This window comes from Microbacterium sp. BH-3-3-3 (assembly GCF_007679045.1).
In the GTDB taxonomy this organism is placed as follows: domain Bacteria; phylum Actinomycetota; class Actinomycetes; order Actinomycetales; family Microbacteriaceae; genus Microbacterium; species Microbacterium algihabitans.
In genome coordinates, this window is the sequence record NZ_VEFS01000002.1 from 212,476 (window position 1) to 236,992 (window position 24,517).

At 71.2% G+C, this 24,517-nt stretch carries 21 protein-coding genes and 2 tRNA genes; 13 read left to right on the forward strand and 10 right to left on the reverse strand.

From position 1 onward, the window contains the following. The first annotated feature begins 1 nt into the window (after position 1). Positions 2–892 carry a DUF3883 domain-containing protein gene (locus FS769_RS08825; RefSeq protein ID WP_144832544.1) on the forward strand — a complete coding sequence of 297 codons (891 nt, stop codon included), beginning with the start codon at positions 2–4 and terminating at the stop codon, positions 890–892. Here FS769_RS08825 and FS769_RS08830 read toward each other — a convergent pair. The 3 genes from FS769_RS08830 to FS769_RS08840 all read right to left on the reverse strand — a co-directional run bounded on the left by FS769_RS08830 (position 849) and on the right by FS769_RS08840 (position 4,256). Then, positions 849–2,705, reverse strand: coding sequence for a hypothetical protein (locus tag FS769_RS08830; RefSeq protein ID WP_144832547.1), 1,857 nt, complete (start codon positions 2,703–2,705; stop codon positions 849–851). The two genes, FS769_RS08825 and FS769_RS08830, sit on opposite strands and share 44 nt — an antisense overlap. 265 nt (positions 2,706–2,970) lie before the next feature. Beyond that, positions 2,971–3,288: a hypothetical protein gene (locus FS769_RS08835; RefSeq protein ID WP_144832551.1), complete on the reverse strand. Its 318-nt coding sequence runs from the start codon at positions 3,286–3,288 to the stop codon at positions 2,971–2,973. Positions 3,289–3,803: 515 nt separating this feature from the next. Beyond that, on the reverse strand, positions 3,804–4,256 hold the full coding sequence (locus FS769_RS08840) for a VOC family protein (RefSeq protein ID WP_144832554.1): 453 nt from the start codon (positions 4,254–4,256) through the stop codon (positions 3,804–3,806). 97 nt (positions 4,257–4,353) lie between these two features. Between FS769_RS08840 and FS769_RS08845 the strand changes: the two genes are divergently transcribed. Next, complete coding sequence (locus FS769_RS08845; RefSeq protein WP_144832557.1) at positions 4,354–5,340, forward strand: YafY family protein; 987 nt, start codon at positions 4,354–4,356, stop codon at positions 5,338–5,340. 6 nt (positions 5,341–5,346) lie between these two features. Here FS769_RS08845 and FS769_RS08850 read toward each other — a convergent pair whose 3' ends face one another. Both FS769_RS08850 and FS769_RS08855 read right to left on the reverse strand, forming a co-directional pair. Beyond that, positions 5,347–5,694 carry a hypothetical protein gene (locus tag FS769_RS08850; RefSeq protein WP_144832560.1) on the reverse strand — a complete coding sequence of 116 codons (348 nt, stop codon included), beginning with the start codon at positions 5,692–5,694 and terminating at the stop codon, positions 5,347–5,349. A gap of 91 nt (positions 5,695–5,785) precedes the next feature. After that, complete coding sequence (locus FS769_RS08855) at positions 5,786–6,154, reverse strand: hypothetical protein (protein ID WP_144832563.1); 369 nt, start codon at positions 6,152–6,154, stop codon at positions 5,786–5,788. A gap of 143 nt (positions 6,155–6,297) precedes the next feature. On the opposite strand from FS769_RS08855, the gene FS769_RS08860 reads away from it, so the two are divergent. Then, on the forward strand, positions 6,298–6,726 hold the full coding sequence (locus FS769_RS08860; RefSeq protein ID WP_144832567.1) for a MarR family winged helix-turn-helix transcriptional regulator: 429 nt from the start codon (positions 6,298–6,300) through the stop codon (positions 6,724–6,726). Here FS769_RS08860 and aztA read toward each other — a convergent pair. Further along, positions 6,698–7,348 (reverse strand): zinc ABC transporter ATP-binding protein AztA, encoded by a 651-nt coding sequence (gene aztA, locus FS769_RS08865; RefSeq protein WP_186325489.1) that lies wholly within the window; start codon positions 7,346–7,348, stop codon positions 6,698–6,700. The two genes, FS769_RS08860 and aztA, sit on opposite strands and share 29 nt — an antisense overlap. Positions 7,349–7,404: 56 nt before the next feature. On the opposite strand from aztA, the gene aztB reads away from it, so the two are divergent. The 4 genes from aztB to aztD are packed head-to-tail and all read left to right on the forward strand — an operon-like array spanning position 7,405 to position 11,619. After that, the gene (gene aztB / locus FS769_RS08870; protein ID WP_144832573.1) at positions 7,405–8,259 is read left to right on the forward strand and encodes a zinc ABC transporter permease AztB; all 855 of its coding nucleotides are present in this window, start codon (positions 7,405–7,407) and stop codon (positions 8,257–8,259) included. Positions 8,260–8,273: 14 nt separating this feature from the next. After that, a complete protein-coding gene (locus FS769_RS08875) occupies positions 8,274–9,482 on the forward strand; it encodes an ABC transporter (RefSeq protein ID WP_144832576.1) in 1,209 nt (402 codons plus the stop codon). 1 nt (position 9,483) lies between these two features. Then, the gene (gene aztC, locus FS769_RS08880; protein WP_144832579.1) at positions 9,484–10,383 is read left to right on the forward strand and encodes a zinc ABC transporter substrate-binding protein AztC; all 900 of its coding nucleotides are present in this window, start codon (positions 9,484–9,486) and stop codon (positions 10,381–10,383) included. A 33-nt stretch (positions 10,384–10,416) separates the two neighbouring features. Further along, entirely contained in the window at positions 10,417–11,619 is a 1,203-nt protein-coding gene (gene aztD, locus FS769_RS08885) for a zinc metallochaperone AztD (protein ID WP_144832583.1), read from the forward strand. Between the two features lie 8 nt (positions 11,620–11,627). Here aztD and FS769_RS08890 read toward each other — a convergent pair whose 3' ends face one another. Then, positions 11,628–12,515 carry a LysR family transcriptional regulator gene (locus FS769_RS08890; RefSeq protein ID WP_144832586.1) on the reverse strand — a complete coding sequence of 296 codons (888 nt, stop codon included), beginning with the start codon at positions 12,513–12,515 and terminating at the stop codon, positions 11,628–11,630. Between the two features lie 99 nt (positions 12,516–12,614). Between FS769_RS08890 and FS769_RS08895 the strand changes: the two genes are divergently transcribed. Beyond that, a complete protein-coding gene (locus FS769_RS08895) occupies positions 12,615–16,070 on the forward strand; it encodes a bifunctional proline dehydrogenase/L-glutamate gamma-semialdehyde dehydrogenase (RefSeq protein WP_144832589.1) in 3,456 nt (1,151 codons plus the stop codon). A gap of 321 nt (positions 16,071–16,391) precedes the next feature. On the opposite strand, the gene FS769_RS08900 is transcribed toward FS769_RS08895, so the two are convergent. Further along, positions 16,392–17,066: a pyridoxamine 5'-phosphate oxidase family protein gene (locus FS769_RS08900; RefSeq protein WP_144832592.1), complete on the reverse strand. Its 675-nt coding sequence runs from the start codon at positions 17,064–17,066 to the stop codon at positions 16,392–16,394. 81 nt (positions 17,067–17,147) lie between these two features. On the opposite strand from FS769_RS08900, the gene FS769_RS08905 reads away from it, so the two are divergent. Beyond that, on the forward strand, positions 17,148–18,554 hold the full coding sequence (locus tag FS769_RS08905) for a PLP-dependent aminotransferase family protein (RefSeq protein ID WP_144832595.1): 1,407 nt from the start codon (positions 17,148–17,150) through the stop codon (positions 18,552–18,554). On the opposite strand, the gene FS769_RS08910 is transcribed toward FS769_RS08905, so the two are convergent. Continuing rightward, complete coding sequence (locus tag FS769_RS08910) at positions 18,551–20,140, reverse strand: NAD(P)/FAD-dependent oxidoreductase (RefSeq protein WP_144832598.1); 1,590 nt, start codon at positions 20,138–20,140, stop codon at positions 18,551–18,553. The genes FS769_RS08905 and FS769_RS08910 overlap by 4 nt on opposite strands. A gap of 61 nt (positions 20,141–20,201) precedes the next feature. Between FS769_RS08910 and FS769_RS08915 the strand changes: the two genes are divergently transcribed. The 4 genes from FS769_RS08915 (at position 20,202) to FS769_RS08930 (ending at position 22,873) form a co-directional block, all read left to right on the forward strand. After that, positions 20,202–20,999: an inositol monophosphatase family protein gene (locus tag FS769_RS08915; RefSeq protein ID WP_144832600.1), complete on the forward strand. Its 798-nt coding sequence runs from the start codon at positions 20,202–20,204 to the stop codon at positions 20,997–20,999. A gap of 253 nt (positions 21,000–21,252) precedes the next feature. Continuing rightward, positions 21,253–22,626 carry a M23 family metallopeptidase gene (locus FS769_RS08920; RefSeq protein WP_144832603.1) on the forward strand — a complete coding sequence of 458 codons (1,374 nt, stop codon included), beginning with the start codon at positions 21,253–21,255 and terminating at the stop codon, positions 22,624–22,626. Positions 22,627–22,693: 67 nt separating this feature from the next. Further along, positions 22,694–22,765: transfer RNA gene (locus FS769_RS08925), tRNA-Thr, on the forward strand. Positions 22,766–22,799: 34 nt separating this feature from the next. Continuing rightward, positions 22,800–22,873 (forward strand) — tRNA-Met (locus FS769_RS08930). Positions 22,874–23,108: 235 nt separating this feature from the next. Here FS769_RS08930 and FS769_RS08935 read toward each other — a convergent pair. After that, positions 23,109–24,491 carry an aminotransferase class V-fold PLP-dependent enzyme gene (locus FS769_RS08935; protein ID WP_144832606.1) on the reverse strand — a complete coding sequence of 461 codons (1,383 nt, stop codon included), beginning with the start codon at positions 24,489–24,491 and terminating at the stop codon, positions 23,109–23,111. Between the last annotated feature and the right edge of the window lie 26 nt (positions 24,492–24,517).

A 24,517-nucleotide genomic window follows, 5' to 3' on the forward strand; every position in this document is an offset into this window, starting at 1 on the left:
CGTGAGTACGTCGCTGTACCTTCTGCAGGCAGCCGCTCTCGCGGCGTCCGTTCTCACCCCTTCCGGTACTCCGCAGCACACCGCCGATAAGAGCTACCGTTCGATGGTCACCGGCGGGCTCTACCGACACGACGCGCTCCGTGCAGGACAGGAAGTCCTAGAGCGGGCGAGCCTCGTGAAGATAGTCGACGATGTCATCTTCCCGGTCGAAGACCTGCAGGCGATGACGCGCATGCCTCAACAGGACGCGGTCGAGATGCTGTTTCGCGCGCTCGTTCTTCAGGAGCGACCCCTCTGGTTGTGGGGGCTCGTCGACGAACGCGGCCTGCACTTGGACAATGTCCCCGACGACGCGGCGTCAGTGCTCTCCAAGATGATGCGAACGGTGGAGGAGCGGGAGGCTTACCTCCTCAGCCTGGCGCGGACGGTGGATACTCAGCAGCTTAAAGAGCTGGGCCTTCGTGGCGAGGAGCTGGTCGTCGCCACGTGCCGGGCACACCTCAGCGACCGCGGACGCTCGGATCTTGCTGATCTTGTTTGCCGGGTGAGCGAGATCAGCGACGAGCTGGGATACGACATCACCTCCATCGACACTGGCGGTACTCGCCACCGTCTCGAAGTCAAAGCGACTCGTGTGGCTGTCAACAAATTCGAGTTCTACCTCTCGCGCAACGAGGCGGATTTCGCCGCCCGGGACCGGAATTGGTCCTTGGTAGCGGTCTGCCTCGACGGCGACGACCGTGTTCTCGGGTGGTGCAGGAGCGAGGCGCTCGCACCCCACCTTCCCGTGGATACGAGCGAGTTTGCTCGATGGGCCAGCGTCAAAGTGTCGATGCCATTGGCCGATCTCACGCCCGGCTTGCCGTTGGACGCAAGAACGGGTGCTCACTGAGCTCGGTTCGCATCTTTTCCGCCCACCCGTCGGGGAGCTCGCCGACCTGTCGGACGTACCCGGATACGAGGCTGAGGAAGCTCGCTTCGTCGCCGTCGTTTGCACCCGGGTAGTGCTGCAGCACGGGCCGGGACCCGCGCGGCACCAGATCAAGGATCAGGTCGAGTGTGCACGCGCGGACGTTACGCTTGGCCGCGTCCGACTCGTTCTCGCTATGGATGATCTCGGTCCCGGCGGTGCGATAGCCCGCGTTGTGCAACGCGCCCAACAGCTCAATCCACGCACGCGGATCGCGGTTTGCGAAGCTGAAAATGAGGTGCCCGTCGGCGCGGAGTGTCCGACGGCACTCGCGGAAGATGCGGGCGAGAAGGTCGGCCTGCGGCTCCTCACGCGCAATGCGTGGATTTACCGCGACATCCCCGAAGACGGCAGTCGTGGGCAGCCCCGCCCACGCGCGAAGAGGAAGTGAGAGCTCCTCGTACTGGACATCGTCGTGGTACGGCGGGTCCGTTAGGACGAGGTCGCAGGAACCGTCCGGTAGCGTCTGACGTTCGGAACTACCCCATGCCACCGTGACTGGCGATTCCCATGACCCCGTCGAGCTCGACTGGGTCACATCCTGAAACGCGGCCGAAATAGGCGTACCCACGCGCGAGGACCACCAATCGCTTGCGGACAACATCCTCGCAACGCGCCGCAGCACTGTCCCACGCCCGCTGGCTCGTGTACCCCACACGTTCGGTTCGGCCGCGAACGTTGTGAAGTTGAACCGATGGTTTGCCATCGACTCGAAGCTCTTCAGGTAGAACCGATCCCAGCGGGACAGTAAACCGGCCATCTCGGTCGTCCCAATGATGGCTAGCCGCAGCGCATCTCCTACACGGTCGTCGCTCGCAACATACTGAACCTCATCGAGCAACTGCTCAGTCAGTATCTGTTGCCGCCGAGGGTACAAGTCCTGCCAGCGGCGGAACCCGTGGCGCAGCAACACCGCGGTCTCCTGGCCGTCTGGGATCTCCCCGAGATCACGTACGGGCTTCCACCGGACGTCTTCGGCCTGCTGAACCTCAGCCGGGCGCGGCAGGTCGATCTCGCGTCGCCGGCCGCTACTACGTTCGACCAGCACGGGTTCCCACCGATAGCTGGACTGTTCGGCGCGCTCGCTCAGCCTGTCGTCCTTCCCGCACGACCAGCAACGGATGATGCGCCGTCCGGTGTAGTTTGCTGACGGCTCGACGGTGAGCTGACACTGCGGGCACCCCTGCGTTCCGTCGCGCAACCCGCGGAACAGATGACCTCGGGCGCAGGCTAGGAATGCGGCGCTTTCCCCGCGCTCGGCGCGCGCACACAGACTGACCAGAGCGTGCGGGAACATGCGACTGCGCACATCGCAGTGGGTGCAGGCTGCAACGGCGACGCGGAAGGTGTGCGAGATCTCACCTCGAGCGCCGTCCGAGAGGGTTGTCCCATACGCCGCCTCGGTCAGCGCCGTGATGCGCTGGGCCAGTGCGGCGAATCCCTCTTCGAGGTCGGCTCTGGCCGGCGAGCTCAGCATCGCCTTCAGCCCACGAGCAGCCCAGGGGTTGAGGTCCTGGGCGTAGACGCGGTGGCCACGAGCAACCGCAGCGAGGGGAATGACTCCGCCTCCAGCGAACGGATCGCTGATGAGCAGTGATTGGCCGCGGTCAAGCGCAGCGGCGTCGATGAGTGCCCCGTTGACCGCCTCAGTTCGCCGGGCCCACCATCGGTACGTGGTGACGGGAGGCAGCTGAATCTCTCGGTTACGGCTTTCGCTGCGGGCGCTAGCGCTCACGTGAGCCGTATCGAGGTGGCGCAACGGACTGCGAATGAGCCCCGGTGCGTCCGACCGTGGTGGGCTTTCGGGCCGCGTCTGCCCCGTTGCTCCGTATGCCATCTCGACTGCCCCCGGCTCGCTGGGCACGGTCTCCCTGCGCCCGCCCTCCATCCTGCCATGCGGGAGTCGGGGTTCTCGCGTGTACCCGGGGGCGAGATGCAAGTTGCTCATGAACTGACTATGCGCGGCAAAGCCACCGACGTGGTCACGGCCGCCTCGGCCCCTAGAGGCGGTCGATCCAGGTGTCGTGATCACGTTGGTCCCACGAGCTTCCAGTCGCGCTGCGTCCACCTGCAGCAACGCGGCTCTCCAGCCGGCCGATCAGGGTGACCGCTTGTCGGGCTGTGAGGTCTTGCACGCGGGAGATCCGGACCCCGATCAATTCGGCGACCACCTCGAACTGGGTGGGGGCGTCGACGATGCCGAGGGTGCGGAAGTGGCCGCCGATAACGACCCGTTGATCCGGAGTCATGGGATAGGTGGTCGGTTCGACCGGCTGCTCAGGCTCTTCGAAGTCAAACAATGATGGCTGATCGCTCACGCCCCCAAGCCTCCCACCGTTGACGCCTTACCCCGTCGCGCACACCCCCGCCCAGCGAGCCGCGACGCGGACTGTCTCTCAGGCCATGGCTGCGCAGTCGAGTTCCGAGCCCCCGGCGTAGCCGGACAGCATGCTCGCTGTGCGCGGAGCGTGCAGTGGGCTGAACCAAGTCACGGCGCGCTGATGCTCCTAGACAAGACAGACTCCCCATGGGCGAATCTGCTCGACGGGTGGGGCCAGGCGCGAGAACAACATTGGCGACGACGCGAAACAGGCTTGGGGTAATGCTGCCGGGGTGGCGGCCCCGACACGTGAGGTGCTGGGTCCTGGCCAGCTGGGGGCGGGCGGGACCCGTGTGGGAATAGCGATGGGAAGCGGTGAGAAACGACGCCGAAACCGTTCGCGCGATCCCTTGAGCCTCAAGGGAACGGGGAGATGCGGGGATACCCCACCACGAAGAAAAGGGCACCCAAATCGGGTGCCCTTTTCTCGTTCCCGCGGGATTCGTCTGGGGCTCAGGCGGAGACGCTGATGCTCCACGTCACGCCGAAGCGATCGGTGAGCATGCCGAACCCTGCGCTCCACGCCGAGGCGGCCAGCGGCTCGACCACGACGGCGCCGACGGCCAGGGCGTCCCAGTGGCCCTGCAGTTCTTCGAGGGTGTCCGCGCTGAGGGAGACGAACACCGCCTGGTCGGTGACGGTCGTGCCGTTCTCGCGACGGGTGGAGCCTCCGCCGACGATCGGTCCGTCGGTCAGGCCCGGGACGTCGTAGCCCATCACGCGGAAGCCGTTCTCGCCGGCGACGAGGCCGAAGACGACCTTGTCGGAGCCCGGGACCTCGGCCGGCATGCCGAAGTCGGCGTAGGTGTTGACGACGAGGTGCCCGCCGAAGACGCTCTGGTAGAACTCCAGCGCCGCACGGGCGTCGCCGCGGAAGTTGAGGTGCGTGGTCGTCTGAATGGTCATGATGCTCCTGTCCGAGTGGGCCCGGGTGGCCCGATACAGGAAGAGTCCCACCCGTATAGGCGCGTTTCTGTCCTAGACCCCGCGTAGCGTGAATCGCATGACCACCACCGCCCGACTGCTCGCCCTGCTGTCGCTGCTGCAGACCCGGCGCGACTGGCCTGGCTCGCTTCTGGCCGTGCGGCTCGGCACGAGCGATCGGACGGTGCGACGCGACATCGAGCGGCTGCGCGAGATGGGATACGCGATCCAGGCGACGATGGGCCCCGACGGGGGATATCGCCTCGGGCCCGGTGACGACCTGCCACCCCTGCTGTTCGACGATGATCAGACGGTGGCGGTGGCCCTCGCCCTACAGACCCTCCCCGCGATCGGCGCCGGCATCGAGGAAGCCGCGAGCAGAGCGCTGGGGACGATTCGGCAGGTGATGCCGGAGCGTCTGCGTCGCCGCCTCGACGCGCTGAAGGTCACGACGGTCCGGGGCGCGGGTGACGCAGCGCCCATGCCGCTCTCGCTCGACGTGCTCGTCACCCTGGCGCAGGCGACCCGCGCGCACGAGGTGCTGCGGTTCGACTATCCGCCCCGCGACGCGGTGGACGACGGCCCTGCCTTCGGGCCTGCGCGTCGCTGCGAGCCCGTGCGCGTCGTGGCCTCGAACGGTCGGTGGTACCTGCTCGGATGGGATCTCGATCGCGAGGACTGGCGTCTCTACAGCGTCGACCGCGTCCGGCCGCGCACGCCGAACGGACCACAATTCACCCCGCGCGCCGTGCCCGGTGGCGACGTCGAAGAATTCGTCTCCGCGCGCTTCAAGGGGTCGGACGTGAACGAGTGGCCCTGCCGCGGCACCGTGATCCTCGACCTCCCGGCGCACGAGGTGCTGCCGTTCGCGGGGGACGGAACCGTGACCGTGGTCGACGAGGGGCGCTGCGCCCTCGAGTCGGGATCGTGGTCGTGGGGGTCGTTGGCGGCATCGTTCGGTCGGTTCGAAACCGCGATGCAGGTGGTGGGCCCGCGCGAACTGGCGGCGGCCTTCGAGACGGTCGCCGAACGGTATCGGGCGACGACGGTGTCGTCGGCGCCGTGACCGCGCTCAGCTCGCCGCGAGCAGTGCCTTCGACTTCGTCTCGAGGAAGGAGACGAGGGCGCCGAGCACGTTGAGCTCGTTGCCGAGGTTGACCAGTTCGACGCAGCCGAGCTCGATGGTGGCCTCGCGGGCTTCCATCGTCGCCTTCCAGCTGCCGTCGCCGCCGGCGATCGGCTGGAGATAGGTAACCGTCTTCGCCTCGGTCAGGTCGACGACGATGAGTCCGGTGTCGGGGTCGGTCTCGTCGTCACGCTCGAGAACGCGGATGTCGCTGCCGGTGAGGTAGCCCATCGCCCGGAACTCCGCGAGCCACGCGTCGAGAAGGGCCATGTCGATCAGCGTGCGTACGGGCACGGGCGTCTCCGATCCAGGCGCGTGAGCGTCACGCGTCCGACCAGTATGAAGCCCGCTGCGCCTTTCGGGCGAGCGGGCGTCATTCGTGCTATCAGGCGGCGCGGACCGAGCGGCCGACGGGGCGCGCGGAGCGCACCGGAGTGCGGGTCGCTTCTTCGGCCGACTCCCACGTGCGGGTGTCGATGACCAGACCCGACGCGGCGTTGGCCTGGTCGGCGAGGCTGCGGAGGTAGTCGCCCACGAGCTGCTCCGGCTCGACCGAGTCGAAGACGAAGCGCAGGGGGATGGCCGGCTGCAGCCAGATGGTCGAGCGACCGGGCTCCTCGGCGGTGCCGGTCCACGTCAGCGTGAACGATTCTCCGCGACGGAGTTTCGTCGACGCGATGACCTTGATGTAACCCATCAGACGGTCGGGCAGGGCGATGGGAGCGGTGTCAGAACCGTAGTAAAGCTTTGCCATGACGATCTCCTTCAGTCGGGGTCGGTCGGGCTAATCACTAAGGTACCAGAAATTTAACCGGATTAATTAACTTCGCAAAATATTCGAGATCTTCACTAAGGTGGGGTTGTGGCCGGCCGGGCTACGCCGAGGAGGTGGTGACAGTGGCACACACCTCTGTGCTGATGCAGGCGCTGGACGAATACGTCGCGGTGCGCGACGAGAGCATTGCGAAAGCGCGGATCGACCTCGGCGTGAGCGAGCTCGAGGCCGAGGCCCTCCGGTGCATCGGCGAAGAACCCGGTATCCGCCCCTCGAATCTGCGCGGTCACCTCGGTGTGACGGCCGCGGGGGTCACGACCCTCGTCGATCGGCTCATCGGCCGCGGTCTCTTGCGCCGCGAACTCGACGCCGAAGATCGCCGCGTCAACCACATCTACCTGCAGATCGATCTCGAGGCCGAGCCGTGGTCCGCGTTGCGCAGCTTCCCCCGTCAGGTGGAACGCGCCGTGGCCGCGGAGCCGGTCGAGAGCGCGCGGGCGGCGGCTGAACTGCTGCGTCGCATCACCGAGCGGGTTCGTTCTCGCGCCTGAGTCGCCCTGCCTCGACGCGGATCACCTGATTCGCTGACGAGATCAGTCTGTCGTCATGGCTGACGCAAACCACGGCGACCCCGCGCTCGACCTCGTCGGCGATCGCCGTGTGGTTCAGAGCCGCGCTGGCGGCGTCGAGCCCCGTCGTCGGCTCGTCGAGCAGCAGGATGTCGGCGGTGCGCGCCAGGCCCTGGGCGAGCAGGGCGCGCTGGCGCTGGCCGCCCGACAGGCTCGAGAACGGGAGCCGAGCGAGATCCGCGATGTCGAGCCTGAGCATCGCGGCATCCACCGCCCGACGGTGCGCGCCGGTGACCCGTCCGAGCAGTCCGGCGCCGCCCCAGGCGCCCACGACGACCACGTCGCGCACGGTGAGGGGGAGGTCGTCGGCGATGGCCGCGCGCTGGGGGACGAAGGCTCGCGAGCGGGGTCCGGCGTCGACGATTCCGGATGCCGGCGGACGCGCTCCCGCGAGGATCTCGAGCAGCGTCGACTTGCCCGCTCCGTTGGGTCCGACGATCACGGTGAGGGCGGCCTCGGGAATCTCCACGTCGACCTCGGCGAGTGCGGCGATGCCGCCGTAGTCGGCGCGGAGGTCTGTGCCGATCAGGGCCTGGGGGGTCATGGCATCCATTATATGAGTTTGAGAATCGTTCTCACTTAACGCTACGGTCGAGCACCATGACCTCGCTCACCGATCCGTTCGCGCTGGAGTTCGTCCAGCGGGCGATGCTCGGCGGCACGCTCGTGGCGATCCTGTGCGCCGTCGCCGGCACCTGGGTGGTCGTGCGGGGGATGGCGTTCCTCGGCGAGGCGCTCGCCCACGGGATGCTGCCCGGCGTGGCTCTGGCCACCGTTCTCGGACTGCCCGTGCTGGTGGGCGCCGCGGCGAGCGCCGTCGCCATGAGCCTCGGCATCGGCGCGCTGCGCAGGCGCGCGAAGCTCTCGTACGACACGAGCATCGGCTTGCTGTTCGTCGGCATGCTCGCTCTCGGCGTCATCGTCATCTCGCACGCCGGGAGCTTCGCGACGGATGCCACGGCGATCCTCTTCGGCGACATCCTGGCGATCGGCGTCGACGACCTCGTCGTGCTCGCGATCGCGGTTGCGGTGGGCGTGGGATCGGCGACCCTGGCCCACCGGTCGCTGGTCGCGCTCGCCGTCGACGAACGCGTCGCACGCGTGCTGGGCCTCGCACCGCGACTCGCCCAGACCGTGCTGGTCGGCCTCGTCACCCTCGCCGTGGTCGCCTCGTACCAGGCGGTCGGGTCGCTGCTCGTGGTGGGACTGCTCGTCGCTCCCGCCGTTGCCGCGCGGCAGTGGACGACCCGCCTCGTATCGACCATGGTGCTCGCCGCGGCCATCGGCACGGCCGCCGTCGCCGTGGGCCTCGTCGTGTCGTGGCACGCGGCCACCGCCGCCGGCGCCACCATCGCCGCCACCGCGATCGTCGCCGCGGGGCTGTCGTGGGCCCTCCGCGGCGTCATCGTGGCAGTGCGCCGCCGCACGGCATCCCCTGTCCTTTCATCCGCCTGATCCGGAAAGCCCCCATGCCCCACCTCTTCTCCCGACGCCTCACCGCCGTCGGCCTCTTCGGCGCGGTCACCCTGACCGGCTGCGCGGCCCCCGTCGACGGCCCCGCCGCCGAACCGGTCGACACGCACGGAGCGATCGCCGGCGCGTCCGAACTCGCCGAGCCCGCTCTCGGTCTGACCACCATCGACCCCGACGGACACGTGTCGCACCTCGACCTGCTCGACGAGACCACCGCCGAGCTCGGACGGGTGCGTGCGCCGGAGACGGTGCACTCCGACGGCCGCTACCTGTTCGCCGCGGATGCCGAAGGGCTCTCGATCGTCGACAGCGGAGTGTGGACGTGGGATCACGTCGACCACTTCCACTACTACCGCGCGCCCGCTCGCGTGGTGGGCGAGGTCGCGGGGGAGGGGGTCGCCACGGTCGCGACCTCGAACTCCTCGACCACCGGCGGCACGGGTGTGTTCTTCCCCGGTTCCGGCGAGGCGGTGCTGCTCGACACCGAGGCGCTGTCGGCGGGTGAGATCGTCGAGCTGTTCCGTCTCGAGCGCGCGGCCGGAGCGGGCATGGTCGTGCCGGCCGGGTCGTTCGCCGCGGTCGCCGCGGGTGACGAGGTGACTTTGCACGCCGCCGACGGCACGGAGATCGGGGCGACCGCTCCGTGCGTCGAGCCGAGCGGCACGATCACCACCCGAGTCGGAGCGGTGATCGGATGCCGCGACGGGGCGCTGCTGGTGACGGTCGCCGATGCCGTCCCCGTCGTCGAACGCATCCCCTACCCCGCTGCCGCGACCGCGCCGCGCGCCAGCGCCTTCGCGAATCGCGAGGGCCGGCCGACGGTCGCCGCCGTCGCGGGCGAAGCGGGCGTGTGGATGCTCGACACCCGGGAGCGGTCGTGGACGCTCGTGCCGACCCCGGAGGCGGTCGTGCAGGCGACCGCGGTCGACGACAGGGCGCAGAACCTCCTCGCCCTCACCGCCGACGGGCGCGTGCTCGTGCTCGACGGTGCAACGGGGGAGCTGCGGGCGCAGACGCCGGCACTGGTGGGCGCGAGCCTCGCCGCGGGCGAGCCCGTGTCGCTCGTCGCCGACCAGCAGCGGGCCTACCTGAACGGACCCGCCGAGGGTCGCCTGTGGGAGATCGACTTCGCCGACGACGCACGCATCGCGCGGGAGTTCACGCCGTCGCGGACCCCGCTCTTCGTCGCCGAGACGGGGCGCTGAGGTGCGCCGCTTCGCCGTCGCGGCCCTCTCCGCCGTCGCCCTGATCCTCGCCGGATGCGCCGGGGGCACGGCATCCGACCGCCCTCTCGTCGTCGTGTCGACGAACATCCTCGGCGACGTCGTCTCGCAGCTGGTCGGCGACGACATCGAGGTGCTGACCCTGATGCGCCCCGGGAGCGACCCGCATTCGTTCGAGATCTCCGCGGCCGAAGCGGCGCGGATGCGCTCGGCCGACCTGCTCGTGACCAACGGGCTCGGGCTCGAGGAGGGACTGCAGCAGCACCTCGACGCCGCTGCGGCCGCCGGAGTCGAGACGGTCGTGGCCGGGGATGCCGTACGCGTGCTGCCGTATACGTCGACGGATGCCGAAGGAGCCGACGACCCGCATTTCTGGACCGACCCCGCGCAGATGATCGCCGTCGTCGACCGGCTCACCCCGGCCCTCGAGAAGCTGGGCGACCCGGCCGTCACCGCGCGGTCCGCCGACTACCGCGCGCAGCTGGAGGCCCTGGATGCCGACATGACTGCGACGTTCGCGACGATCCCGGCGGACAGACGCGCCCTCGTCACCAACCACCACGTGTTCGGCTACCTCGCCGAGCGCTTCGACTTCCGCCTCGTCGGAGCGGTGATCCCGGGAGGGACGACCCTCGCCGCGCCCAGCGCGAGCGACCTCGCCGACCTCGTGGCGGCGATCGACGAGGCGGGCGTGCCGACGGTGTTCGCCGAGAGCTCCTCGCCCGACCGCCTCATGCGGGCCCTCGCCGACGAGGCCGACCGCGACGTCGTCGTGACCGAGCTGTTCACCGAATCGCTGACCGACGCGAGCGGCGACGCCCCCGACTACCTGACCATGATGCGCGTCAACACGGAGCGCATCGCCACCGGGCTCTCACCCTGACGAGACCCACCCCACCTGAAGAAAGAGACACGAATGCGCAGCTTCTCCCTGCCCCGCGCGGGCCTGGTCGCCCTCGCGATCGGCGCGACCGTCACCCTGTCGGCGTGCGCCGGCGGAACCGGCCCCGGGTCGGCGGCCCCGGCGTCGAGCCCCGCGACCGACACCGCCACCCGCGTCGCCCTGTCGTACCCCGGCGGCATCCTGGTGCTCGACGGCGACACCCTCGAGACCGTCGCCGACCTCCCCTCGGAGGAATTCACCCGCCTGAACCCGGCCGGCGACGAACGGCACGTCATGGTCACCACGAGCGCGGGTTTCCAGGTGCTGGATGCCGGCACCTCGACGACCGCCCCCGAGCTGACCGACCTGGTGTTCGAGGCGGCGAAGCCCGGCCACGTCGTCACCCACGGCGGAAAGACGGTGCTGTACGCCGACGGCACGAGCGACTCGACCATCTTCGACACCGATGCGCTCTTGGCATCCACCGACTCCCTCCCCGAAGTCGAGACCATCCCGGGCATCGAGGCGCACCACGGAGTGTCGATCGTTCTGACCGACGGCACCTTCCTCACCACCGTGGGCAACGCCGACGGCCGCAACGGCGTGGTGGCGAAGGACGCCTCCGGTGCCCCCATCGCCGAGAGCAGCGACTGCCCCGGCGTGCACGGCGAGGGCACCGCGAAGGACGAGGTCGTTGTGTTCGGCTGCGAGAACGGCGCCCTCGTCTACGACGGCGGCACCTTCACGAAGCTCACCGCCCCCGACCAGCCCTACGGCCGCATGGGCAATGCGTACGTGAGCGAGAACAGTGCGCTCATCGTCGGCGACTACAAGGACGACCGCGACGCCGAGGGCTACCTGCTGCACCGCCTCGCGCTGATCGACACCGCGGCGAAGACCCAGCGCGTGGTCGACATGCCCGCGGGGGCGGAGTACACCTTCCGCGACGTGGCCCGGGGTCCCGGTGATCTCGCCTACGTCCTGGCATCCGACGGGGCGATCCACGTGCTCGACCCCGCGACGGGGGAGTTCACCGACGCGTTCCCCGTGATCGATCCGTGGGAGGGCCCGGTCGAATGGCAGGACGCCCACCCCGCGATCAAGGTCTCGGGTGACCTCGCCTACGTGACCGAGCCGGCGAAGAACGCCGTACACGCGGTCGACCTCACCACCGGCGAGATCGTGAAGAGCGCGACGCTCGAGCAGACGCCGAACGAGATCGCGCTGACGAAGTAACCGCGCCCCTACCGGCCGCCCCGGTCGTACGCCACCTGCAGTGCCGCGCGCACCGCGCGTACGCCGGGGCGGTCGGCGGTTCCGCGGCGCACGGCCGTGAACACCTCGCGCCGCGGCTGGCCGGGAAGACCCACGAGCCGCACGGGCGGGGCCTCGCCCGCGAAGACGAGGTCGGGGATCATCCCCACGGCATGACCGGATGCCACGAGCCGGGCGTGAGCGGTGAGGTCGGCCATCTCGAACCGCACGTCGGGCTCGAACCCGGCGGCCCGGCATTGCTGCGTGGCCCACTGTCGGGCGGCGGTTCCCACCGGTTCCATGACCCACGCGCGCTCGCGAAGGTCTTCGAGGTGCTGCGCGGGGTCGTCGTGCGCGACGGCGAGGCGGATGGCGTCGCGCCCCAGGAGTCCGCGTTCGAGGCCTTCGCGGTGCTCACGCGTGTGCCCGGGGTACTGCTCGGCGACGGCGAGGTCGAAGCCGCGCGCCGCGACCTCGAACAGGCCCTCCTCGGGGGCGAGCTCGGCGACCTCGACGCGCAGCTGCGGCTCGCTCTCGGCGAGGGCGTCGAGGGCCCGGGGGAGAAGGCCGTGCGCGGCGGACTGCATCACGGCCAGGCGCACCGGGGCGAGGGAGGGCCGCATGCGCTCGAGCTCGGCGCGCGCGGCCTCGTCGGCGGCGAGCATGCGCGCGGCGTGGGCGGCGAGGGCGGCGCCCTGCGCGGTGAGGCGCACGCGGCGCCCGTCGGGCTCGAGCAGGGGGACGCCAGCCTCTTTCTCGAGCAGTGCGAGCTGCTGCGAGATGGTCGACGGGCTGTAGGCGAGCGCCTCCGCGACGGCGGCGAGGGTGCCCCGCACCGACAGCTCGTGCAGCAGGCGCAGACGGCGCAGATCGAACATGGCATCCCTTCGACTTCATCGAACAGTATGCGTCAGGAATCATCGCTTTTCTCGAACGGACGCGAGCCCCATGCTGAGAGCATCCGAGGAAGGATCGCCATGTCGCTCACCGATGTCCCCGACACCACGTCCGGCACCACCCCCGCCGCGCTCGTCTCTCCGCACGAGCTCGCCGACGAGGCGATCGCCCTCGTGCGCCGCTGGCTCGCCGAGAGCCGCGACGAGCCCGTCGACGCCGCCGCCCAGCGACTCGCGGGAGTCCTCCGCGACCCGCACGGCCTCGACTTCACCGTCGGCTTCGTCGACGGCGTCGTGCGCCCCGAAGACGTGCGCGTCGCCGCGCGCAACCTCGCCGCGCTCACCCCGCTCATCCCGGGCTTCCTGCCGCTGCACCTCAAGGCCGCGATCCGCCTCGGCGCCTTCGCCGCCCCGATCCTGCCGCAGGTCGTCGTGCCCGCCGCCCGCACGGCGCTGCGCTCGATGGTGCGCCACCTCATCGTCGACGCCACCGACCGCAAGCTCGGCGAGGCCATCACCTCGATCCGGGGCCGGGGCGACGGCATCCGTCTCAACGTGAACCTGCTCGGCGAGGCGATCCTCGGCAAGAAAGAGGCCGCGCGCCGCCTGGCCGGCACCCGCAAGCTCCTCTCGCGCGACGACGTCGACTACGTCTCGATCAAGGTGTCGTCCACCGTCGCCCCGCACACGCCGTGGGCCTTCGACGCCGCCGTCGCCGACGCGGTCGCCGCTCTCCGCCCCCTGTACCGCGTGGCGAAGGAGACGGGGACCTTCCTCAACCTCGACATGGAGGAGTTCAAAGACCTCGACCTCACCCTCGCCGTCTTCGAGACGCTGCTGTCGGAGCCCGAGTTCCACGGCGTCGAGGCCGGCATCGTGCTGCAGGCCTACCTGCCCGACGCGCTCGCCGCGATGATCCGCCTGCAGGAGTGGACCGCCGCGCGCGTGGCATCCGGGGGAGCCCACATCAAGGTGCGCGTGGTCAAGGGCGCGAACCTGCCGATGGAGCGGGTGGATGCCGATGTGCACGACTGGCCGCTTGCCACCTGGCCCTCGAAGCAGGCCACCGACGCCTCGTACAAGGCCGTGCTCGACTACGCGCTGCGCCCCGAGCACACGAAGCACGTGCGCATCGGCGTCGCCGGGCACAACCTCTTCGACGTCGCCCTCGCCTGGCTACTCGCCGAGCGCCGCGGGGTGACCGGCGGCATCGACGTCGAGATGCTCCTCGGCATGGCGACCGCGCAGCAGGCCGTCGTGCGTCGCACGGTCGGCTCGATCCTGCTCTACACCCCCGTGGTGCACCCGCAGGAGTTCGACGTCGCGATCGCCTACCTGATCCGCCGCCTCGAAGAGGGCGCGTCGAGCGAGAACTTCATGTCGGCGGTGTTCGACCTCGACACCCACGAGGCGCTGTTCGCGCGCGAGCGCGACCGCTTCCTCGCTTCGCTCGCCGACATGCCCGGGGGCGTGCCCGCCTCGAACCGCGTGCAGGACCGGTCGGCCGAGGCCGCCTCCGCCCCCACGCACGGCTTCCGCAACACCCCCGACTCCGACCCGGCGATCGAGGCCAACCGTGACTGGTCGCGGGCGATCGTCGCTCGCATGGAGGAGTCGACCCTCGGCGCGCAGACCATCGCCGACCACACGATCACCGACGAGGCCGCGCTGAACGCGCTGATCGAGGACGCCGCGACAGCCGCCGCGGGCTGGCGCGAGCTCGGAGCCGCCACGCGCGCCGAGATCCTGCACCGCGCGGGCGACGCCCTCGAGAAGCACCGCGCCGACCTGCTCGAGGTCATGGGCGCCGAGTGCGGCAAGGTCATCGAGCAGAGCGACCCCGAGGTGTCGGAGGCGATCGACTTCGCCCACTACTACGCCGAGCAGGCGCGCACGCTCGAGACCGTCGACGGCGCGACCTTCACCCCGGTCGGCGTCACCGTCGTCACCCCGCCGTGGAACTTCCCCGTCGCGATCCCCGCGGGCTCGACCCTCGCCGCCCTCGCCGCAGGCTCGGCCGTGGTCATCAAGCCCGCGGGCCTGGCCGAGCGCTCGGGCGCCGTCATGGTGGAGGCGCTGTGGGAGGCCGGCGTCCCGCGCGAGGTGCTGAAGCTCGTGCAGGTGTCGGAGAACGACCTCGGTCGCCAGCTGCTCACCCACCCCGCCGTCGAGCGCGTCGTGCTCACCGGGGCGTACGAGACGGCCGAGCTGTTCCGCTCCTTCCGCCCCGACCTGCCGCTGCTGGCCGAGACGAGCGGCAAGAACGCCGTGATCGTCACCCCGAGCGCCGACCTCGACCTCGCGGCGAAGGACGTCGCGATGTCGGCCTTCGGCCACGCCGGACAGAAGTGCTCCGCGGCATCCCTCGTCGTGCTCGTCGGATCTGTGGCGCGCTCGCGCCGCTTCCGCGACCAGCTCGTCGACGCCGTCACCTCCCTCGAGGTCGGCCTGCCGTGGGACGAGGCCTCCCGCATCGGACCCCTCATCGAGCCCGCGAACGGCAAGCTGCTGAAGGCCCTCACGAGCCTCGAGCCCGGCCAACGCTGGGTAGTCGAGCCGCGCAAGCTCGACGACGAGGGGTCGCTGTGGCGCCCCGGCATTCGTGAGGGGGTGCAGCCCGGCAGCGAGTTCCACCGCACCGAGTACTTCGGGCCCGTGCTCGGCATCATGACCGCCGAGACGCTCGACGAGGCGATCGAGATCGTCAACGCGATCGAATACGGCCTCACCTCGGGTCTGCACGCGCTGGACGAGGCCGAGATCCAGCAGTGGCTCTCGCGCATCGAGGCGGGCAACGTCTACGTCAACCGCGGCACCACCGGCGCGATCGTGCAGCGTCAGCCGTTCGGCGGATGGAAGAAGTCGGCCGTCGGCGCGGGCACCAAGGCCGGCGGACCGCACTACCTCTACGGGTTCGGAACGTGGGCGGATGCCGAGACCTCGGCGCCCCGCACGCCCGACGCCCTCGCCGCCCCGGCGCTGGCCGCCGTGCCCGCGGCCGACCGCGAGTGGGTGGCATCCGCCCTCTCGAGCGACGCCGCCGCCTGGGCCGAAGAGTTCTCGCTGGCCCGCGACGTGACCGGCCTGGAGTCGGAGCAGAACGTGCTGCGCTACGCCGCGGTGCCCGTGACCGTGCGCCTCGAAGACGCCTCGGAGGCCGCGCTGGTGCGCGTGGTCGCGGCGGGCGTCCGCGCCCGCTCGACGGTGACGGTCAGCTCGGCGCGCGAGCTCTCACCCGCCGTGCGCGCGTGGCTCGAGGGCGTGGGCGTTCGGGCCTCGGTCGAGGACGCCGCCGACTGGGGCCGCCGCGCCGCACGTCTGGCCCGCACCGGCGGCCGTATCCGTCTGCTCGGCGGATCGCCCGTGGTGGTGGCCGAGGCGACGAACGGCTCGCCGTCGGTGGCCGTGTACGCCGGCGAGGTCACCCGCGCCGGGCACGTCGAACTGCTGCCGTTCCTGCGCGAGCAGGCCGTGTCGATCACGGCGCACCGCTTCGGCACGCCGCGCCGTTACGAGGTGCCGCCGCTGGTCGGCTGACGACCTCGGCGGACGGGGCTGCACCTTCGGGGGCGGCCCCGTCCGTCGTTTCCGTGGCGGACCGGTGCCGGACTGCCGTCGTGCGGATGCCGCGGGCGACACGCCGGCCCAGGGCGCGGGGCCGCGGCGCGTCGGGGCTGGCGTCCGCACGACGGTCGTCCCCGACGGGTGGGGCCTTTTCGACTGGAGTCGTCGGGGACGTGTCGTCGTCCCCTGCACGGGACCGCCGTCGTGCGGATGCCGCGGGCGACACGCCGCCCCAGGGCGCGGGGCCGCGGCGTGTCGGGCCCCGCATCCGCAGGACGGCGGAGCCCGAGGGGCTCAGGCCGTGCCCGAGGCCGCGACGCGGCGCGCGGCCCGGCGGACCGACTCCGGCACCGGCGTGCCCGCCACCGTCTGCGGTGAGGTGACGGGGTCGCCGGCGACGACCCGCAGCGGCAGCATCCCGGCCCACACGGAGCGATCCTCGCCGTCGTCGTCGACCTCGACGAGCGAGCCCGCGTTGTCTTTCACGCTCGCCTCGGCCAGCGGGATGCGCAGCACCAGGGTCGCGGCGATCTCGCGCGCGGTCATGGGTCGCACGTCTTCGCTGCGCCCCGGCATGAGGTGTTCCGACAGGGTGAGCAGGGCCGCCTCCTTCTCTTCGGGAGGGACGACGGATGCCACGGCGTGCACCACCGCACAGCGATAGCGCATCGAGCTGTCGAACAGGGAGCGGGCGTACTTCAGGCCCATCAGGTGCGTGATCGTCAGGCTCACCGGGGCTCCCGCGGCGATGCGGCGGAAGAAGTCGCTGCCGGTCGAGCCGTGCACGAGGAGGTCGTCGCCGTCGCGACCGATGCCCACCGGAAGGGCGACCGGGCGGTCGTCGCGGACGATCGCGAGGGTGGCGTACAGGGCCGTGTCGACCACGTCGTACAGGGCCGCGCGGTCGGTGCGCTGGTGGTGGGCCCCACGGCGGACGCGCGTCAGGGTGGTGAGCGGGAGATCGGTCATGTCCCCATTGCAGAGCATCCGATGGCCCAGTGCGTAGTCCGGTTCTGCGCCGATTGAATGGACCAGTGACAGAATCGTCGCGTGATCGACGTCGGCAGCCTGGACCGTGGCGCCCCCGCGCCCCTGCACGAGCAGCTCGCCCACAGCCTGCGCGCGTCGATCCTCGCCGGTCGGGTGACCAGCGGCGAGGCGGTCCCCTCGACGCGGGCCCTCGCCGCCGACCTGGGGCTCGCTCGCGGCACGGTGGTCTCGGCCTACGAGATCCTCACGGGGGAGGGGTACCTGACGGCCCGGCCCGGCGGCGGCACCGTCGTCGCCGAGATCGTGCGTCCCTCGGAGCCGCGGTCTCTTCCGGCCGTCGCCGCCGCACCCGAGCCCGCCCCGGCCGTGATCGACCTGCGTCCGGGGCGGCCCGGGACGGCGGGAATCGTCGACGCCGCATGGCGCTCGGCGTGGCGGCGCGCGAGTGCGCTCGAGGTCGCCGCCGACGTGGCCGACGTGCTCGGCGAGCCCGCCCTGCGCCGTCAGATCGCCGCGCACCTCGGCCGCACGCGCGGGCTCGACGTCGCCCCCGACGATGTCATCGTGACGGCGGGGACGAGCGATGCGATGCTGCTCACCGTGCTCGCCCTCGAACCCCGCGGGGCGCGGCTGCGGATCGGCATCGAGAACCCCGGGTACCCCCGCGTGCGGCATCTACTCGGCCGCGTGGGCGTCGAGGCGGTGCCGATCGCGGTGCGACTCGGCGCGGGTCTCGACCTCGACGACATCGAGGCGCGCGACGACCTCGACGCGATGATCGTCACCCCGCACCACCACTACCCTCTCGGCAGTCGGCTGGATGCCGCGGCCCGGGCCCGTCTGCTCGCGTGGGCGGCCCGCACGGGAGCCGTCGTCGTCGAAGACGACTACGACAGCGAGTTCCCCCACGGCCGCGTGCCGCTGCCGCCCTTGCACCTGCTCGATCCCGCGAACGTGGTGCTGATCGGTTCGCTGTCGAAGGTGCTCACCCCGGCCCTGCGCTGCGGGTGGATCGTGGCGACCGGGGCGTGGCGCGAACACCTCGCGGCCGCGCGCGCCGACCTCGATCCGTCCGTCTCGCAGGTGCAGCAGCAGGCGCTGGCCCTGTACCTCGGCGACGGAGCCCTCGCTCGCCACACCGCCCGGCGCCGCCGCGACTACCGCCACCGGCGCCGGCTGATGCTCGAGGCGTTCGCCGGTGTCGAAGGCGTGACGCTCACGGCCACCGACGGGGGATTGCACGCCGTCGTCCTGCTGCCCGGCTCCGCGCGCGAGGCGGAAACCCGCGTGGTCGCAGCGCTCGCGGCCCGCGGCATCGTGGTGGCGCCCCTCGCGGGATACGCGGTGCCGGGAACCGAGACCGAGCTGCCGCCGGGCCTGGTGTTCGGGTACGCCGAGCCCTCGACTCCCGCTCTGATGAGGGCGGTCGAGACGATCATCGCGACCGCCCGTGCGGCGACGAGCTAGCCGCCGAGCATCTCCAGCGCCGCCATCGCCGCGTTCTGCCCGCCGATGCCGCTCACCGCGCCGCCGCGCTGGGCGCTCGACCCGCACATCAGCACCCGCGGGTGAGGGGTCGCGACACCCCACCGCTCGGCCGGCGTCGAGGCGGGCGCCTCGAGCCACGGCCACGACAGCGCCCCGTGGAAGATGTCGCCGCCGGCCATGTTCAGCGCGCGCTCGAGGTCGGTCGTCGTGCGCGCCTCGATGCACAGGCGCCCGTCGGGGGCACGGTGGATGCAGTCGCGCAGCGGCTCGGCCAGCACGGAGTCGAGCGAGGCCTGCGCCGCGGCCAGCAGGCGCGCTCCCGCGGCGACGGGGTCGGTGTCGTCGAGCAGGCGGTGCGGCACCTGCAGGCCGAACATCGTGAGCGTCTGCGCCCCCGACGCCTGCAGCTCCTCGCCGAGGATCGACGGGTCGGTCAGCGAGTGGCAGTAGATCTCGACGGGCAGCGGGTCGGGGACGAGACCTCCGGATGCCGCGGCGTAGGCGGCATCGAGCTGTGTCATGGTCTCGTTGACGTGGAACGTGCCCGAGAACGCCTCCTCCGGCGTCACCGATACGTCGCGCAGGCGCGGCAGGCGCGAGAGGAGCATATTCACCTTGACCTGCGCTCCCTCGGGCTCGTTGCCGCCGATCGTGGCGGAGCCACCGGCCGCGAGCAGGCCGTCGAGCACCGCGCGTCCGACCCCGCTGAGCACGAGGTCGCCGCGGAAGACCTCGGAGCGGTCGGTCATGGTGTGCACCTCGCCGTCGGGGCTGATCGAGACCACCTCGACGCCGGTGAAGATCTCGACACCGAATGAGCGGGCGGCGCGTTCGAGCTCGGCGGTCACGGCGCCCATGCCGCCGACGGGAACGTCCCAGTCGCCCGTCCCTCCGCCGATCACGTGGTAGAGGAAGCACCGGTTCTGCGCGAGCGAGGGGTCGTCCGATGTCGAGAAGGTGCCGATGAGGCCGTCGGTGAGGGCGATGCCGCGTACGAGGTCGCTCTGCAGCGACCGGCGCAGGAGGTCGCCGAGGGGGCGGCTCGTGAGGGCCTCCCACAGCTCGTCGTCGCCGAGACGCTCGCGCACCTCGTCGGCGGTGGGCAGGGGCTCGGTCATGGTCGGGAAGACCGCGCGGCCGAGGGGCGCCAGGCGCTCGCCGAAGGCCGAGAAGCGTTCGGCCTCGGCGGCACCGTCGTCGCCCAGCGCGCGCGTGAACGACGCGGCCGTGGCCTCGGCGTCGTGGGTGTCGACGAGGATCCCGCGCGAGGGGTCCGCCGGGTCGGGCGTGTACGACGAGTACCGCCGGCGCTTCAAGGTGATCTGCAGGCCGAGGTCGTCGATGATCTGCTGCGGCAGCAGGCTCACGAGGTACGAGTAGCGCGACAGGCGGGCGTCGACTCCGCGCCAGGGTCTCTCCGACACGGCGGCTCCGCCCACGGCATCCGCCCTCTCGATCACCGCCACGCGGCGCCCGGCGCGCGCGAGATAGGCCGCGGAGACCAGGGCGTTGTGCCCGCCCCCCACGATGACGACGTCGTACTGGCGAGAATCCGAGGCGGTCATGAGCCCACGCTAACGACGGCGAAGAAATCGGCCGAGGGGGTGGCGCAGTAGCGTGGATGCCATGACCTCTCCCGCGGATCTGCTCGAGCTCGCCACGCGTATCGCCCGGGAGGCCGGCGAACTGGCCCACCGTCGCCGCCGGGAGGGGGTGACGGTCGCCGCCACCAAATCGGCCGCCGCCGACATCGTCACCGCCGCCGACCGCGAGGTCGAGGCGTTCATCCGTGCGGAGCTCGCGCGCGAGCGGCCCGACGACGGGTTCTTCGGCGAGGAGTCGGGCGCCGAGAAGGGCACGAGCGGCATCACGTGGGTCGTCGACCCGATCGACGGCACCGTCAACTACGCCTACGGCATCCCCGCATGGGCGGTCAGCATCGCCGCGGTCGAGGGCACGGCCGAGACCGCGTCGTGGACGGCGCTCGCCGGGGCCGTCTTCAACCCGGTCACGGGGGAGCTCTTCACCGCGTCGCGCGGCGGGGGAGCGTGGCTCGGCGACCAGCGCCTGTCGGTCAGCGAGGTCGGACCCGCCGGTGGTCTCGTCGCGACCGGCTTCGGCTACGACCCCGAGACGCACGGACCCGCCCTGGCCCAGTTGTCGCGCGTCATGCCGATCGCGCGCGACGTGCGCCGCATCGGTGCGGCCTCGCTCGATCTGGCCTCGGTGGCCGCAGGGCGGGTCGACGCGTACTACGAGCGCGGCACCCACCCGTGGGACCACGCGGCGGGCGCCCTGCTGGTCGAAGAGGCCGGCGGCACGGTCGGCGGCGCGCCGGGCGGGCGTCCCGGCAACGGCATGGTCATCGCGGCAGGGCCCGGATTCTTCGGTCGCCTCGAGCCGCTGCTCGATTACGCGAGGTGAGTCGGGCACCTTTCATGGCATTCACAGACCCGTCGGGGTAGGGTGTTTACCAGTTCGTTATCTTCCGCAACCCGAACCTGCGGAGATGGTCAAGCCCCGAAGCCCGAAGCCGTCGCGCCTGCGACACGACACGAGAGCCCCTTCCGCGTTGCCGTCTGAAGCCTCCGAGACTGAGCCCGCCGTCACCCGACGGTCTCGTCGCCCCCTCCCCGCCAGCGCCCCCGATGCAGAACCCCGGCTCACTCGAGCCGAGATGCGTCGCCGGGCAGCGAGCGTCGCCACCCTCGACGCCCCGGCCTCCGCCGACCAGAAGGCGGCCGATCCGGCCCCCGTCGACGCCGAGTCCGCGAGCCAGCCCGCGATGGTCGAGGCCGTCGCCGCCGCCGTCGTCGAGACGGTGATCGCCGCCACGATCGAGCCGACCCTCCCCGCGTCCGACGCCCTCGTCGAGAAAGCGGATCCCGCCGATGCGCTCGAGGTCACCGTCGTCGAGGAGCACCGCTCCGATGACGTCGCCGTGATCCTGCAGAGCGCCGACAGCGACGCCGCGACCACGCCGGTCAGCCTCCCGACCTCGCCGATCACGCTCCCCGTCTCGCGCCGCTCGCGCCGTCGCCCCGTCGCCGACGCCGTGATCATCGACTCCGCCGTCGACGCTTCGGTCGCCGACTCCGAGCCCGTCGAGACTCCGGATGCCGCTGAGCCCGAGGTCGCGGCCTCCGTCTCGGCCCCCGCCGACGACGTCGCCGACGAATTCGCTTCGGCGGCCCGCCTGTTCGCCTTCACCGGCGAGACCCCCACCCAGCAGGCCGCGCCGGTCGCCCCGGCCGCCGAGCCGGTGTCGGAGGGCCTCCCCGCCGCTGCGGCTCCCCGCTCGCGCCGCACCGCCCGTCGCATCGCCGCGACCTCGTTCTCGGTCGGCGTCATGGGCGTCGTGGGTCTGCTCACCGTCGGCATGACCATGCCGGTCAGCGCTCTCGCGTCGGCGGCCGGCACCGACAATGTCGCCGCCCCCGAGGTCGCGACCACGCGTCTCGCCGTCGCCGGCGACGTCGCGGCATCCGGTGCGAACGACATCCAGGCCTACGTCGCGCCCGCCCAGGCGCAGTCGGCCGCGGTCGACCGTGCCGATGACGGATACTCCGCCACCACGTACACCAAGATGGCGCTCGACTCGGGCATCACGCGGCCCTCCGACTTCTACACCAACGACCCGACGGCGCCCATCCAGTGGCCCTTCGCCGTGGGTGTGTCGATCTCGTACGGCTTCGGCATGCGCGACGGCGGCTTCCACGAGGGCGCCGACTTCGTCCCCGGTGAAGGCTCGCCCGTGCAGGCCATCGCCGACGGCACCGTGCGCATCGCCACCGAGCAGGGCGGCGCCTTCGGCGTCACCGTGCTGATCGACCACGAGATCGACGGACAGCTCGTCTCGAGCCGCTACGGCCACATGCAGTACGGCTCGCTCCAGGTCACGCAGGGCGAGAAGGTGCACGTGGGCCAGTTCCTCGGCCGCACCGGCAACACCGGACGCTCGTTCGGTGCGCACACCCACGTCGAGATCCTGCAGAACGGCACCACGCCGATCGACCCGATCGCGTGGCTGCGTCAGCACGCCGGAGGGTGACCCTCGATTCGTGTGAGAGTGTCGCGATCTGATATTCTCTTCTAGTTGCCCGGAGCGATCCGGGTACGCCCCGATAGCTCAGTGGCAGAGCACTTCCATGGTAAGGAAGGGGTCGTCAGTTCAATCCTGACTCGGGGCTCAAGGCATCCACTTCTGAATACCGGATGCCGTGCGGCGGGGTAGCTCAGTTGGTGAGAGCGCACGACTCATAATCGTGAGGTCGCGGGTTCAAGCCCCGCTCCCGCTACGGATGAAGCCCCGGTCGCCCGGGGCTTTTTCATTGCCTCGGCGCGTGCTCGGGCGTCGGTCGCGGACACAACCGCGGGATGTTCGCCGGACACGCCGCCGCGGTCGCCGCGTGGCGGCGTGTCGTCGATGATCCCCGCGGTTGTGCGCGCGGTATGACGTGTGGCGGCGGCGAACGGTCGATGTTCCCCGCGGTCGTGTGCTCCCGCCCGGCCCGCGCGGCGCCGGGCCCGGCCTCAGGCCATCGTGTCGAGGATCCCGACCAGGTCGTCGAAGGTCGTGCGCGGGTTGAGGATCGCGAAGCGCGCGTTGACGCGGCCCGCGTGGCTCGACGGCGTGACGAACGCGTGCTGGTCGTCGAGCAGGCGGGCCGACCAGCGGTCGTAGTCGGGCTTGTCCCATCCCACGCGCTCGAAGACGACGACGCCGAGTTGCGGGCGTCGCACCAGCGCGACCTCGGGGCGGCGCTCGATCTCGTCGGCGATGCGTTCGGCGAGGTCGATGGCGGCCGTGATGGCTTCGCGGTACACGGCGGCGCCGTAGGTGGCGAGCGAGAACCAGAGGGGGAGTCCGCGCGCGCGGCGGGTCAGGTGCGCGGCGAAGTCGGACGGGCTCCAGTCGCTTGTCTCGGTGAGGGTGTCGAGGTACTCGGCGTGCTGCGTGTGCGCGCGGCGACCGAGCTCGGGGTCGCGGTAGATCAGGGCGCACGCGTCGAACGGCGCGAAGAGCCACTTGTGCGGGTCGACGACGAGGGAGTCGGCGTGCTCCACCCCGGCGAAGCGGTGCCGGGCGCGGGGCGACAGCATGCCCGTCAGGCCGTAAGCGCCGTCGACGTGCAGCCACGCGTCGGTCCCCTCGATGGCGAGGGCGATGTCGGCGATGTCGTCGACGATGCCGAAGTTGGTCGAGCCGGCCGTCGCGACGACGGCGAAGACGCTCTCGCCGTACTCGTCGAGGGCCGCGCGCACGGCATCGCCGCGCAGCACGCCGTCTTCGCCCACGGGCACGCCGACGACCTCGACGTCCATCACCCGCGCGGCCGAGGCGATCGAGGAGTGCGCCTCGACGCTGCAGACCACGCGCCACGCGTCGGGGCGCGGCGTGCCGGCATCCGCGAATCGATCCCGAGCGGCCTCGCGCGCTGCGACGAGCGCCGACAGGTTGCCGAGGGTGCCGCCCTGCACGAACACCCCGCCCGCTCCGGCGGGCAGGCCGAACTCGGCGGCGAGCCAGCGCAGCACCTCGTTCTCGGCGTGCACCGCGCCCGCACCCTCGAGCCACGATCCGCCGTACAGGGCGCTCGCCGACACGACGAGGTCGAACGCGGCCGCCGCCTTCGTCGGCGCGCTCGGGATGAACGACAGGTACCGCGGGTCGTCGGTCGTGATGCAGGCCGGCGCCAGCACGTGCTCGAACACCCCGAGGGCCTTGCGCGCGCCGATGCCGGCCTCGTCGATCGTGCGACCTGCCAAACGTGTGAGCTCGGCGGCGGGGAGGGGCTTGTCGAGAGGGGTGTCCTCCGACAGCAGGCGGGTGCGGGAGTAGTCAAGCACCATGTCGACGATCGCGCGCGTCTCGTCGGTGACCTCGTGCATGCGGCCGGGAGTGCTGTTGGTCATCGGGGTTCTCCGGGTGTGGGGGCGCC

Bases quoted from the DNA above. Each gene is read 5' to 3' on its own strand.
- FS769_RS08840 (WP_144832554.1), bottom strand. From the start codon at position 4,256: ATGACCATTCAGACGACCACGCACCTCAACTTCCGCGGCGACGCCCGT.
- FS769_RS08845 (WP_144832557.1), top strand. From the start codon at position 4,354: ATGACCACCACCGCCCGACTGCTCGCCCTGCTGTCGCTGCTGCAGACC.
- FS769_RS08855 (WP_144832563.1), bottom strand. From the start codon at position 6,154: ATGGCAAAGCTTTACTACGGTTCTGACACCGCTCCCATCGCCCTGCCC.
- aztA (WP_186325489.1), bottom strand. From the start codon at position 7,348: ATGACCCCCCAGGCCCTGATCGGCACAGACCTCCGCGCCGACTACGGC.
- aztB (WP_144832573.1), top strand. From the start codon at position 7,405: ATGACCTCGCTCACCGATCCGTTCGCGCTGGAGTTCGTCCAGCGGGCG.
- FS769_RS08875 (WP_144832576.1), top strand. From the start codon at position 8,274: ATGCCCCACCTCTTCTCCCGACGCCTCACCGCCGTCGGCCTCTTCGGC.
- aztD (WP_144832583.1), top strand. From the start codon at position 10,417: ATGCGCAGCTTCTCCCTGCCCCGCGCGGGCCTGGTCGCCCTCGCGATC.
- FS769_RS08890 (WP_144832586.1), bottom strand. From the start codon at position 12,515: ATGTTCGATCTGCGCCGTCTGCGCCTGCTGCACGAGCTGTCGGTGCGG.
- FS769_RS08895 (WP_144832589.1), top strand. From the start codon at position 12,615: ATGTCGCTCACCGATGTCCCCGACACCACGTCCGGCACCACCCCCGCC.
- FS769_RS08900 (WP_144832592.1), bottom strand. From the start codon at position 17,066: ATGACCGATCTCCCGCTCACCACCCTGACGCGCGTCCGCCGTGGGGCC.
- FS769_RS08910 (WP_144832598.1), bottom strand. From the start codon at position 20,140: ATGACCGCCTCGGATTCTCGCCAGTACGACGTCGTCATCGTGGGGGGC.
- FS769_RS08915 (WP_144832600.1), top strand. From the start codon at position 20,202: ATGACCTCTCCCGCGGATCTGCTCGAGCTCGCCACGCGTATCGCCCGG.
- FS769_RS08920 (WP_144832603.1), top strand. From the start codon at position 21,253: ATGCGTCGCCGGGCAGCGAGCGTCGCCACCCTCGACGCCCCGGCCTCC.
- FS769_RS08935 (WP_144832606.1), bottom strand. From the start codon at position 24,491: ATGACCAACAGCACTCCCGGCCGCATGCACGAGGTCACCGACGAGACG.